7 protein-coding genes are annotated in these 12,163 nt (G+C 59.0%); 3 read left to right on the top strand and 4 right to left on the bottom strand.

The genetic code is table 11. From position 1 onward, the window contains the following. The first annotated feature begins 64 nt into the window (after positions 1-64). Entirely contained in the window at positions 65-442 is a 378-nt protein-coding gene (locus tag HBO09_RS21525) for a response regulator (RefSeq protein ID WP_169997032.1), read from the top strand. A gap of 329 nt (positions 443-771) precedes the next feature. Next, on the top strand, positions 772-4,527 hold the full coding sequence (locus HBO09_RS21520) for a hypothetical protein (protein WP_169997030.1): 3,756 nt from the start codon (positions 772-774) through the stop codon (positions 4,525-4,527). Between the two features lie 56 nt (positions 4,528-4,583). Here HBO09_RS21520 and HBO09_RS21515 read toward each other — a convergent pair whose 3' ends face one another. The 4 genes from HBO09_RS21515 to HBO09_RS21500 all read right to left on the bottom strand — a co-directional run bounded on the left by HBO09_RS21515 (position 4,584) and on the right by HBO09_RS21500 (position 9,923). Next, a complete protein-coding gene (locus HBO09_RS21515) occupies positions 4,584-6,254 on the bottom strand; it encodes an ATP-binding protein (RefSeq protein WP_170060955.1) in 1,671 nt (556 codons plus the stop codon). Further along, positions 6,251-7,753: an ATPase domain-containing protein gene (locus HBO09_RS21510; RefSeq protein WP_169997026.1), complete on the bottom strand. Its 1,503-nt coding sequence runs from the start codon at positions 7,751-7,753 to the stop codon at positions 6,251-6,253. The genes HBO09_RS21515 and HBO09_RS21510 overlap by 4 nt, the downstream gene beginning before the upstream one ends. Before the next feature lie 142 nt (positions 7,754-7,895). After that, positions 7,896-8,954, bottom strand: coding sequence for a tetratricopeptide repeat protein (locus HBO09_RS21505; RefSeq protein WP_169997024.1), 1,059 nt, complete (start codon positions 8,952-8,954; stop codon positions 7,896-7,898). A 75-nt stretch (positions 8,955-9,029) separates the two neighbouring features. Beyond that, positions 9,030-9,923, bottom strand: coding sequence for a bestrophin family protein (locus HBO09_RS21500; protein WP_169997022.1), 894 nt, complete (start codon positions 9,921-9,923; stop codon positions 9,030-9,032). 581 nt (positions 9,924-10,504) lie between these two features. On the opposite strand from HBO09_RS21500, the gene HBO09_RS21495 reads away from it, so the two are divergent. Next, positions 10,505-12,157, top strand: a complete 1,653-nt coding sequence (locus tag HBO09_RS21495; RefSeq protein WP_169997020.1) for an AMP-binding protein — start codon at positions 10,505-10,507, stop codon at positions 12,155-12,157. The last annotated feature ends 6 nt before the right edge of the window (positions 12,158-12,163 follow it).

Raw genomic sequence — 12,163 nt, 5'->3', positions numbered from 1 at the left:
CTGACGCAACCTCTGTGTGACCCGATGGTCGTATCTGCAGCAATTGACCGGACAAAGGCTTCCCATGAGTGAAGATGCGCAAGATGTTGTACTGATCGTCGAGGATGACGAGTCGATCATGTTCGTATTGGGCGAATACCTCGCGGGCTTGGGGTATCGCGTACTCAAGGCTATCGACGGCGAGCAGGCCTTTGAAATCCTCGCTACCAAGCCGCACCTGGACCTGATGGTGACCGACTATCGCCTGCCTGGCGGCATTTCCGGAGTGCAGATTGCCGAGCCGGCGATTATGTTGCGACCGGAGTTGAAGGTGATCTTTATCAGTGGTTACCCGCAGGAGATTCTCGACTGCAACAGCCCGATCACGCGCGATGCACCGATCCTGGCCAAGCCGTTTGACCTGGATACGTTGCAAGAGCATATCCAAAGACTACTCGCCTGAAAGTGACCGTGGGGCTTCAGGCTTTTGCAGAGCCTGATCCCTACTTGAGCGCCCCTGCGAACATACACTTGCGCATTCCCCGATAAGGCACTGTTTACATCCTTTAATATGTTCCATGGAACGTGGCGCTTGTTTTGGACGACTTATAAGCCGCACTTCAGGATGATCTGCCTTAAGTAATAGTGATAACTACTATTTGGCCAATATTATGGGCGCAGAGTATCTACGGTTGCGCCTGGAATATTGCTGGCTATCTTAAGTTCTTCAGGGTGTTGGATTGAAAATTGCCCGACTTAAATCTTAAGTCCGCTAAATGATCGAGATCATCTATGATTGATTCCAGTGCTGCTGTTTCATCTTCACGTTATCCTGTTTTTCCTGATGTTCCTTCGCCAGCAAACCCTGTCCGTATAAAACGGGCGCCTGACGGCCATGATATAACCCCTCTACGTCTTGTCGCGGATCCCGCTGAAAGGACAATGGCCGAACTTTATAGGCAAGGCCTTCAGGAGGGAGTCAGAACAGGTGCTGCAGCGCTAACCCTGGATAATATCCCTGAGGACTCGAGGTTTGGTAAGTGGTGGTCTCACTTTCATGATGCAGTTAACAGTCCGTTGTTTACCCAATGGGCAAGAAGTAAAAATATCGATCTTTCAGAACCCATTCATGTATTTCCTGCCTACAACCAGATAGTTTGTACTATCAATGGCAAGCGCGAGGCGCTACAGGGATCTGAGCAAGACAACAGTTGGCCGGCAGCCACGGGGCCCGTAATGCAGGCTGCGAGAGTCGTCGGGGCACAGGGGGCCGGGTTGGCAGCACCTACGTCCCGCTCATCCGCGCCTTTTTCTGCGGTGGCCCGCTTCTATGGCGAACCCGGGCTTGGCGCATCGCCGCAAGTCCAGGCGAAACGCGCGGGCGAACTGCAACATGACTGTCGCTTCAAGGACATACCTTCCAGCGATACCACACGTAGTGCGCAATCGCGTTGTGACAACGCCCTGGACTCAGCCAACACCGCTCTGTGGGATGCACAGGATAAGCAGGCGCTGCTGGAGAAGTTGCAGGGCTTCCCGGCCAACGGATCACGCCGGATTGATGAGTATTTGAAAAGCACCACTTTGTCCGTTCATCCCAAGGGCACCTATTCCCAACTGAGTGAGCCAGGCGATGACAAAGCCGTCAGCCTCGAGACATTCATCGCTAACCGTGGCTGGACGGTGCCTAAAAGCCAAGATGAGCTTGCCAACCTGATACGTGTCCTGAGCACTCCGCCGTTGCCTAGCGCTCGCCTTGGCAACTTCGGTGGAGCGCTGTCCTGGGATATTGCGCTGGATAACGATCAACAAAAGCTGGTGTATAGCCACTTCTTTCACAACAACCTGCGGCTGCCGGGGCTTGGTGAGCAATTCCGAAGCTCAGGGGCCCTGGGTTACCTCAGCCAGAACCTGCACTGGTCCGCCAATGACATGCGCAATCCTGAGCGGATCATTGAACAAATCATTGACTCGCCCAAGGCTAAGGAACTGGGTAAGGCCTTGCAGGAAAAGATGGGGGCTCTCAAGACTGAGACGAGCGACCAGGACATGGTTTTGGCAGCCATTTCCACCACGCTGGATGATGAAAGTGTGTTCCGCCCGAAAAAAAACCATGTGGCGGGGTTCAACCTGGGGGCGGAGCAACACTACGGACGACCACTGGCGACCATCAAGCAAGGCTTGATTGATCACTTGAGCAGTACACGCAAAACCACAATGGAAATGGCCCCGGTGGCGGCGCATTTGCTGCTGTCTCGGGCAGCACCCGAGTTTTTGGTCAAAGATGTTCCGCAAAGCGTGACCTATGGTTCTATCGCGTGGGCCAGCCTCAAGGCTGCGGTCGCCAGGATTGAGGCGCAAAGCCCCGGCGCCAGCGCCAAGATGACCTTTGCAGAGGTGATTTCACGGGATGCAAACGATCCTGTTTCAGCCGCAGAAGAGCTGGTCCAGAACCAAGCGCTCAAGTCGGTGCTCGGTGAGTGGGCTGGAATCAATGGGGTGCTGACAAAGATAGAAACAGGTGAATATTCAACATCGAACATTGAATTTGCACAAAAAATGATGGCAGAACAGAGAGACCTGTTGAGCAAGGTCCCTGCCGCGTTGAACAGCGAAATGCCCACGCAGAAAAGTATTGCGTTGAAAGTACTGAAGGAAGCTTTTGGCGAGCACATTCCCTTTGAAAGAAAGTGCATTACCAGTAATTATGCGACGCAAGACAGTTTTCACTTGACCCCGTCGTTGACCACCGACCCCGTTGGCAACTACTCACTCCTCGATCTTTATCTGTCGGGTCGTGCTGCGGACTCGGTAGGCTGGACCTCCACTGACAAGGACGTGCCGATCAAGCGGATGCTCAGCAAGCTTTCCAGCCTGAAAAAGCCGGGCGAACTGCACGCCGATGCCTTTGCCAAGTACAAGAGCGGCATAGAGAACGCCTACGCCATCTCCACTCGGAACCTGATCTCACAGCTACCCCTGGAAGATCGGAAAAACCTCGAATATGGAGAAATCAAGGTGTATGTCGAAGGTGAGGTCAGCCGTACGACCAGCCATCTGCCAAGCGGTACCTTCTTCGATGGACCGGGGTTTCCCGAACAGGCTCTGAAAGAGCGTGCGTTGCTGATCAAAACCACGCGCAACGGTACTGATGAGTTCTATGAGATCTCCCCACAGCAGGGGAGGATTCGCAAGCGCGACGAGTTCAAGACCGGTTTCAAAGAGGGCGTACAAGACCAGTGGGTTGAACGCCCAGGCTTAACAGGCAAGAAAGAAATCAATAGAAGCATCAATGAACTAAAGCCACAAACAGCCCAGGATAAAGAGCGCAGGAGCGCCGCGCCGCAATTGAACCTTCCTCCGGCATCGTTTACCAGTCCGCGCAGTCGCTATCTGGGGGAACTGCTGTCCAACCATACGACTCATGCATTCCGATTCGACGAATTATTTGAGTCATCCAAGGCTGTTACAACCTTTGATAAGGAAGATGCCAGGAAAAAACTCGCCACTGAGTTTTTCCTGGGGGTTATCCCGGGCGCCTCGGCAGTTCGGCATCTCATTCAAGGTAAACCGCTTGAGGCGCTGGGGGATGTGGTCTTCGATGGTGTCATGTACGCGACAACCCTCGGGTTTGGCAAAGCTGCCGGCGGCTTCAAAGCCTTCAAGTCGGTGAAATCCTTTGGTGGCTCCCTCGTCACGGGTGCAAAAGCTGGATTGCGAAGCATCGGCGACTTTTCGTCGGGTGTTGCTAGGGCCGCAGGACGCGGGGTCGAAGCGACGCTGGCACGTGTGCGCCACGGCTTGCGCAGCCCTGAGGTGCTAAAGCTGGCCAAGAGGATAGACATTGCCGAGGGCACCGTTAAGGCGGCCAACAACGTCGATATCACCCGGTGCACAGCAAAACTGGATGAGGCGACAGGAAGGTGGTTTCACTATGACCTGAAAACAGGTAAGTCATATGGCCTGCCCATCAACTTTACGCCCGATGATATTCCCAGTTCCACCTTGCAGAAAAACATCGATATTTTAAGGAATAATCCGAAATCAGGCGTTATTGACAGTATCTGTTATGAGAGCGCTTTGCTTATAGGGTCGGCAGAGAAAAAGCTATCCAAGACCACTGTCGATGCGGTGCGGCGAGCAACTAAAGAAGCACCCACAAGTGGTACAAACTATACGGCGGGTTATAAGCGGTTGATGGGAATTACAGACGACAGCCCCAAAAAGGCACTCGATATGAGTCAGGTCACTGAGTCTGGAATAGTCAACTTCAAGTATGGGCACGAGGGTGGCAATTACTTTCACACGGCCTATATCCATAAAACAGACACTGGGGAGTTGGTTTTCTATCACAGCAACTCATTTACGCTGGATGTGGCACTCGCGGAAAAAAATACGCTACCCACGGTCGTCGGCGGCTCAACCGTTTATCCGCTAGACAGTGCCAGGCTGGAAAAGCTTCAGCAGTGGCTGGCCGAGAACAAGCATGAGGTTGTTTTCACCAAGTCCAGCGTGCTGGAGGCCAATGCACGGGCGCCTGCAGCCTGATCGTTGCGCGCTGCGCGAGCATTTCTACGCAAATGCTCGCGCTTTGCTTGCAAGCCTCACGCCCGAATCATCTCCCGCACCTTCGCCGTCAACAGGTCAAACGTAAACGGCTTGGTGATCAACTGCATGCCCGGATCCAGAAAACCGCCGCGCACCGCCGCATGCTCGGCATAGCCGGTGATGAACAACACCTTGAGGTCCGGCCGGATCTGCCGGCCAATTTCCGCCAGTTGCCGCCCATTCATTCCTGGCAGCCCCACGTCACTGATCAGCAGATCAATGCGCTGGCTGGATTCAATAATCGGCAGCGCGCTGTCGGCATCCCCGGCCTCGACAAAGGCATAGCCCAACTCGCTCAATACCTGGCTCACCAGCACCCGCACCGCCGGGTCGTCCTCGACGATCAGTACGGTCTCACCCGCATTGGCGAAGGGTAGTTGGGCAGGGTTGAGGGGCGCGTCAGCAGTGACTTCACCGGTAAAGTGCGGCAGGAACAAGCTCACCGTTGTGCCTTTGCCCACCTCGCTGTGGATGATCACATGCCCGTGGGACTGGCGGGCAAAGCCGTAGATCATCGACAGCCCCAACCCGGTGCCCTGGCCGATGGGTTTGGTGGTGAAAAACGGGTCGAAGGCCCTGCTGATCACGTTTTCTGGCATCCCGCAGCCCGTGTCGCTGACGCTCAGCTCCACGTAGTCGCCCGGTGTGAGGGTGCCGTAGGCCGCCGTGAAGACGTTGTCGAGGTGGCGATTGCGGGTTTCCACGACCATCTTGCCGCCTTCGGGCATGGCATCCCGGGCATTCAGGGCCAGGTTGAGCAGGGCGCTTTCCAGTTGATTGGGGTCGGCTTCTGCGGTCCACAGTTGCCCGCTCAGTTGCATGTCCAGCGCGATGCTTTCGTTGAGGCTGCGATGCAGCAGTTCCCCCATGGACGTCACCAACTGGTTGATCTCCACCGGTTTGGAGTCCAACGACTGCCGGCGGGAAAACGCCAGCAGGCGATGGGTCAGGCCGGCGGCGCGGTTGGCGGAGGTCACGCCCAGGTCGATCAGGCTGTCCAGATCGTCCAGGCGCCCCCGGGCCAGGCGTCGGCGCAGCAGTTCCAGGCTGCCGATAATGCCGGTGAGCATATTGTTGAAATCGTGGGCGATGCCGCCGGTCAATTGGCCAACGGCTTCCATTTTCTGGGACTGGCGCAAGGCCTCTTCATTGCTGCGCAACTGCGCGGTGCGCTCCTCGACTTGCTGTTCAAGGGTTTCCAGGGTGCGTTGCAGGCGCAGTTCGCTCTGGCTCAAGTCGATCAGGCGGTCCCGGGCCTCGTACTGCCTTCTGCGCCCGCGCAGGGCAGTGGTCACCAGGCTGATCAGGGTGACCGGGTGAAATGGCCGCTCCAGCAAGGTGATGTTGCCCAGCCTGGCGCTCAAGTGGGACGAGGCGTTCTGTTCATTGCCGCCATGGTGGGTCAGCAGCACGATGGGCAGGTCTGACCAGGCCGGTTGCTGGTGCAGATAGTCCAGCAGCGGCTCCAGCCCGCCCCCGTGCAGTGCTTCGGCGGCGATGATCAGCAGGCCCGCGCCTTGCTCCAGTTCGTCGCAGAGCATCGGCAGGCTGGTGACGGCGATACCGCCGAAACCGGCCTCGCTAAGCATCATCAGCGCCAGCGAGCTGTCCCGTCCCAAGGGCGCTAGCACAATCGCGCGCTCGGAAACGGCTGGCAGGCTACTCACAAGCCCTCATCCTTGAGCAACGGGTTGCCGGCCCCCATGTAGGTGGGCACCCCACGTAGTACGCCCTGGAAGGCTTCAAGGGGTTCGCCGATGGTCATGCCCTGGCTGCCGATGCGGTATTCGCGAATAGTCGATTCATGGCTGCCGGTGCGTTTCTTGATGATGGAAATGGCCCGGCGGACCTTGCCCAATGCCTCGAAGTAGCGCAGCAGGATCACCGTGTCGGCCAGGTAGGTGATATCCACCGGCGCCTGCATATCGCCCACCAGGCCGTGCTGGGCTACGGTCATGAAGGTCGCCGCGCCCCGGCGGTTGAGGTAGAGCAATAGTTCGTGCATGTGTAGCACCAGGGCGTTTTCCTCAGGCATGGCGGCCTGATAGCCGTTGATGCTGTCGATCACCACGGTTTTGATCTGGCGCTCATCTACGCAGCGCCGCACCCGGTGGGAAAATTCGCCCGGTGACAGCTCGGCGGCGTCCACCTGTTCGATCAACAGGTTGCCAGTGGCTTGCAGCGCGGCGAGGTCGATACCCATGTTGTTCATGCGGTCGAACAGCAGCCCTAGCTCTTCATCGAAGATAAACAGCGCGGCTTTTTCGCCACGGGCCACTGCGGCGGCGGCGAAGATCATCGAAATCAACGATTTGCCGGTACCCGCCGGGCCGAGGATCAGGGTGCTGGAGCCGGTCTCGATACCGCCGCCCAGCAGCGCGTCCATCTCGCCAATGCCACTGGTCAGGGGCTGGCGTTTGTAGCCGCTGCGGTGTTCGGCTGCCACCAGCCGTGGGAACACGTGGATACCACCGCGCATGATGGTGAAGTCGTGGAAACCGCCGCGGTATTTCTGCCCCCGGTACTTCACTATCCGTACCCGGCGCCGTTCCGCGCCGTAGTTGGGAGTCAGCTCTTCCAGGCGGATTACCCCGTGGGCCACGCTGTGCACGGTTTTATCCAGGGATTCGGTGGTCAGGTCGTCCAGCAGCAGCACGGTGGCGTCGTAGCGCACGAAGTAGTGCTTGATCGCCAGGATCTGCCGGCGGTAACGCAATGAGCTTTGCGCCAGCAGGCGGATTTCCGAAAGGCTGTCGATGACCACGCGAGTCGGCTTGACCCGTTCCACCACTTCGAAGATCTGGCGGGTGGCTTCGCCCAGTTCCAGGTCAGAGGAGTACAACAGACTCTGCTGGTGCTCGGCATTGAGCAGGCTTTCGGGTGGGGTCAGTTCAAAGATATGGATGTGCTCATCCAGGTCCCAATCGTGGGACTTGGCGCCCTGGCGCAACTCGCGCTCGGTTTCCGACAGGGTGATGTACAGCGATCGTTCCCCGGCCTTGGCGCCGGCCTGGAGAAAATGTAGGGCCACGGTGGTCTTGCCAGTGCCGGGCTCACCTTCGAGCAGGAACAGATGACTACGCGATAGCCCCCCGGCAAGAATGTCATCAAGACCTTCAATGCCGGTGGCCGCCTTTGCTGTGAACAGCTCTTTGGATGTAGACAAGAAGTGCCCTCGGGTCACGTATGAGTGTATGGGCGTGCCGGCTGAGGCGCGCCATATTCACTTGACCTTTGGGCTGTGGGGCGGTTCAACGTTTTCTTGCAATTGTGCTGGCCAGTACGCAGTTTTCAACGGCTGGCGCCCTTCAAAGCCCTTGCTGCAGGGCCGGATCGTCCGGATTTTGCTGTTCCAACTGCGCTAACAGCACCTGGACGTTCTGCAACTGGCCGCTTTCTTTCCAGTAGTTGATCAACAGCACCCGCGCCTTGCGATTGGCGGGATGGCGCTGGACGATTTCTTCCAGTTGGCGTTGGGCGGCTTCCAGTTCTTCCTGGTCATGCAGGGTGGTGGCCAGGTCGTAGCGATAATCCTGGTTGTCGGGCTCCAGCTCCACGGCCTTGGACAGGCCCAGCAGGGCGTACTCGCGTTCGCCATGGTGCAGCAGCCACATGCCCAGGGCATGTTGCAGATAGGCCGACTCGGGGTGGGCTTGCAGTTGGGTGGCCAGCACCTGGCGCGAGTCGTCGACCTTACCTTGTTTGTCCAGCAACTCAATGCGCGCCACCACCGCTGGCAGGTTCTCCGGGTCCAGGCGCAATGCCTGTTCCAGGGCATGTTGTGCTTCGGGCAGCAGGGCGCTGTGAATGTACAGGCGTGCCAGCTGGATCCAGCCTTCAGGGCTTTCGGGCTGGGCCTTGAGGTATTTCACATACTCATCCAGCACTTGCTGCAAGGGGCCGAAGTACAGGCCCAGGGTGTCGGGGGAAAGCCCCAACAGGGCATTGGCGGCGGCAAACCGCACGCTTTGCTCGTCATCCTCGAGCAAGGGGCCGAGCAACAGGGTGCGCTGGCCGCTGGGTACCAGGCCAACGATGCTGGCAATGGCCGCCTGACGCACCAGTGCCGATTCGTGGCTCAAGTCCTTGTCGGCCAGCTTCAATGCCTGGGGGCTTGGATAATTGTGTAATTCGCTGTGCAGGGCGGCGCGGCGAGCGTCGGACAGATCTGGCCGGCCCAATTGCTGATACAGCACCCGTGCGGCGCCTGGCTCGCCGTTATGCGCTTGTTTCAGGGCCTTGGAGTAACCGTGGGCAATCGCCGGCGGGACGGACACGCTGGGGGGGCGGGAGAAATACCAAAAGATCAGTGCGACAAACAACAGGGCGCTCAGGCCGATGATCGCGTAACGGCGTGACTTTGACATGCAGGCGTCCGAAAGCTGGGCAGCTAGTGCAAAGTGGTCAGCTTCGGCCAGACACCGGCGAGTGTCAAACCTGTGTCACGTCAGTACATAGTCCACGGGCTCCAGAGGGGGCGGCAGGACGGTTTCGCCCAGTGCCGCAAGGATCTCCCGTTCCAGGGTGCGCACGATGGCATTGCATGGCAGGTCATTTTCGTCGAAGCCGAACGGGTCCTCCAGGTCGTCGCCGATTTCATCCAGGCCAAAGAAGGTGTAGCTGACGATGGCAGTGAAAATCGGCGTCAGCCAACCCAGGGGCTCGGCCATGGCAAACGGTAGCAAGATGCAGAACAGGTAGATGGTGCGGTGCAGCAGCAGGGTGTAGGGGAAGGGCAGTGGCGTGCTCTTGATCCGCTCGCAAGCGGCCTGTACCTGGCTCAGGCCCACCAGGCGGGTTTCCAGTTGGGTGTAGCGCCAGTCGCTGATCCGACCCTGTAGGGCTGCGTCCGAGCAGCGGGCTCCCAGCGCTTGCAGAATGCTGTCGGGCAGGTTCGGGTGGCTGGACTCCACGCTGATCCACGGCTTGATGGCACGGGCCTCGTCTTCCAGGCGCAGACGCGCAACCAGGCCATGGGCAAAACCGCACAGGCCGCGCAACAGGCCTTCGCGCTCGCCGGGCAGGGTAAAAATCTGGCTTTCACGGATCAGCGAGCGGATCTCGATGACCATCTGCCCCAATTGCTTGCGGCCTTCCCACCAGCGGTCGTAGCAGGCGTTGTTGCGAAAACTCATGAAGATCGACAACGACAGCCCCAGCAGGGTGAACGGCGTGGCGTTGACCTTGGAGAAATACGCCGGGTGCAGGGTTTCCACCAGCACGATCACCGAGGCCAGCAGCGTGACCAGCAGGCTGCGCAGGGCAATGCGCTTGGCGATCGAGCCCTTGAGGGAGAACAGGATGCCGAACAGGTTGGGTTTGGGGCGAACAATCATTGAGGGGCTTCTTCGGTGGCGCAGGCCCTCAGATTAGAAGCCGGCAGGCAGGGCGTCCAATCGCTAGCGTTGACTGGGTGATTGTCGGGCTCTATGGGCATTGGCATCTAAACAACTGAACACCCCCTGTGGCGAGCGGGCTTGCCCGCGCTGGGCTGCGAAGCAGCCCCAAAACCAGCCGCTACGGGTTATCAGTAACCGCATACGGCTTACAGGGGCTGCTCCGCAGCCCAGCGCGGGGCAAGCCCTAATGCCGTTCAGTTAAGCGGATTCTGCTTTCTGTAGGAGCGAGCTTGCTCGCGAAGGACGTCAACGATAACGCGTGTTTGCTAGGTAAACGCGGCGCTCTCAAGTCCTTCGCGAGCAAGCTCGCTCCTACAAAAAGGCTTAACTGAGCGGCATTAGGGCAAGCCCGCTCGCCACAGACGGCAGCTCTACGCGCCGCATCATTGGCCAAACCAGTCAGCCACATTGAAAGCTTTGACCATTGTCCGTGCGCCGCTCTGGCGCCACTATTTGCGCAGCTTCAACCCGCAAAAGCACGCCCCCCAAAACAACAAAAGACACAGGGATTTGCCACGATGCGCGATTATTTGACTGCGACCACCCAGTTCAACTACCAGCAAACCGTCGAGGCCGCACTGGCCGGCCATCTGCAAGGGCTCAATGCTTGCGTCGAATGCTGCGACCGGCACGCGCTGCCGGGGCGTATTGCCTTGTTCTGGGAGGGCAAGGATGGCCGCAGCGCCACCTCGACCTTCAGCGAGTTGCAGGATCAGGCGGCGCGTTTCGCCAACTTCCTCCTGGCCCAGGGCGTCAAGCGTGGCGACAAGGTCGCTGGCCTGCTGCCGCGCACCGCTGAATTGCTGGTGACGGTGCTGGCCACCTGGCGCATCGGTGCGGTCTATCAACCCTTGTTCACCGCGTTCGGCCCCAAGGCCATCGAACACCGCTTGAACAGCAGCGGCGCGGCGTTGGTGGTGACCGACGCGGTCAACCGCAGCAAGCTGACTGAAGTTGCCGATTGCCCGACTATCGTCACTGTGGCCGGCGCCAAGGGCGAAGGCATTGTGCGCGGGGATTTCAGCTTCTGGGCCGAGCTGCCCAACTATTCGAATGTCTGCGAACCGGTATTGCTGGGTGCCGATGATCCGTTCCTGCTGATGTTCACCTCCGGCACCACTGGCCCGTCGAAAGCCCTGGCCGTGCCGCTCAAGGCCCTGGTCGCGTTCCAGAGCTACACCCGCGACGCCGTGGACCTGCGCCCTGAAGATGCGTTCTGGAACGTCGCCGATCCGGGTTGGGCCTACGGCATCTATTTCGGGGTGACCGGGCCGTTGTCCATGGGCCACCCAATCACCTTCTACGATGGTCCGTTCACCCTGGAAAGCACCTGCCGGGTCATCAATAAGTACGGGATCACCAACCTCACGGGGTCGCCTACGGCCTACCGCCTGCTGATCGCCGGTGGCGAGCAGTTCGCCCGTTCGATCAAGGGCCGGCTGCGCATTGTCAGCAGCGCCGGCGAGCCGCTGAACCCGGAAGTGATCCGCTGGTTCGCCGACAACCTGGGTGTGACTATCCACGATCACTACGGCCAGACCGAACTGGGCATGGTCCTGTGCAACCACCATGGCCTGGAGCACCCGGTGCATGTCGGCTCCGCCGGTTTTGCTTCGCCTGGGCACCGCATTGTGGTGCTGGACGACAACTATCAGGAATTGCCCGCCGGCCAACCCGGCATCCTCGCCATCGACCGCGAGCAGTCACCGATGTGCTGGTTCGCCGGCTACGACGGGGTCAAGACCAAGGCCTTTGTCGGCAAGTACTACTTGAGCGGTGACACCGTGGAGTTGAACCCCGATGGCAGCATCAGCTTTGTCGGGCGCAGCGACGATGTCATCACCACTTCCGGCTACCGCGTGGGGCCATTTGATGTGGAAAGCGCCTTGGTCGAACACCCAGCCGTGATCGAAGCCGCCGTGGTCGGCAAACCGGACGCGGAGCGCACCGAACTGGTCAAGGCCTTCGTGGTGATCAACAGCCAGTACCGTGCCGACGCCGCGCTGGCCGAGGAGTTGCGCCAGCACGTGCGCAAGCGCCTGGCGGCCCACGCCTACCCGCGGGAAATCGAATTTGTCAGCGACTTGCCCAAGACCCCGAGCGGCAAGCTGCAACGGTTTATTTTGCGTAACCAGGAAATCGCCAAGGTCCAGGCAGCGACCACGGCTTGATCCCTC

This window comes from Pseudomonas sp. WS 5027 (assembly GCF_012985695.1).
Taxonomy (GTDB): Bacteria; Pseudomonadota; Gammaproteobacteria; order Pseudomonadales; family Pseudomonadaceae; genus Aquipseudomonas; species Aquipseudomonas hygromyciniae.
This window is presented reverse-complemented; position numbering and strand designations above follow the sequence as displayed.

Excerpts from the sequence above, each read along its gene's own strand:
- HBO09_RS21500 (WP_169997022.1), bottom strand. The coding sequence starts at position 9,923 with ATGATTGTTCGCCCCAAACCCAACCTGTTCGGCATCCTGTTCTCCCTC.
- HBO09_RS21525 (WP_169997032.1), top strand. The coding sequence starts at position 65 with ATGAGTGAAGATGCGCAAGATGTTGTACTGATCGTCGAGGATGACGAG.
- HBO09_RS21495 (WP_169997020.1), top strand. The coding sequence starts at position 10,505 with ATGCGCGATTATTTGACTGCGACCACCCAGTTCAACTACCAGCAAACC.
- HBO09_RS21520 (WP_169997030.1), top strand. The coding sequence starts at position 772 with ATGATTGATTCCAGTGCTGCTGTTTCATCTTCACGTTATCCTGTTTTT.
- HBO09_RS21505 (WP_169997024.1), bottom strand. The coding sequence starts at position 8,954 with ATGTCAAAGTCACGCCGTTACGCGATCATCGGCCTGAGCGCCCTGTTG.